The 412-nt window shown below is 56.8% G+C and carries 1 protein-coding gene; it reads left to right on the forward strand.

Annotated features, from left to right (window positions below):
• The coding region (locus tag I6F37_RS42230) for a hypothetical protein (protein WP_225154708.1) at positions 1-310 on the forward strand (310 nt) is incomplete at its 5' end.
• Positions 311-412: the final 102 nt, after the last annotated feature.

Here is a 412-nt window from a genome sequence, read left to right on the forward strand (position 1 = left end):
GAATGGGCGCATGAGAATCGATTGGGATTCATCGAATCCGGCAATTCAAACCGCGGAGGGCGCGACACTCGAAGTCGAAGATGGCGGTGTTTTCAATCGTTATCCCGTAGAAGCGAACATCCTTCGAAGCGGCGGCCTCGACTACGTCCGGAGGTCGCAAGACGTTTTCCTAACGCTCACCCTTTATCAGGACGGCCGGCCGGGTCTGCAAAGCAGTATCCGGCGGATCTCGCCGATTGAAGGTGAAGTCGCCTCGACCGAAAAGAGTAAATCTCCATCTCGCGCGGATACGCGAGCTCGCCGGCGATAGTTCTTGAAATCATCGGGCTAGTTGGTCACGGTAAAGACGCCGCCTAGCACCCAATGAGTAAGCAGCCCGCTGTCGTCGAAGGCGATCGCGTAGATCTTGCGC

Source organism: Bradyrhizobium sp. NBAIM08, from assembly GCF_020193935.1.
GTDB lineage: Bacteria > Pseudomonadota > Alphaproteobacteria > Rhizobiales > Xanthobacteraceae > Bradyrhizobium > Bradyrhizobium yuanmingense.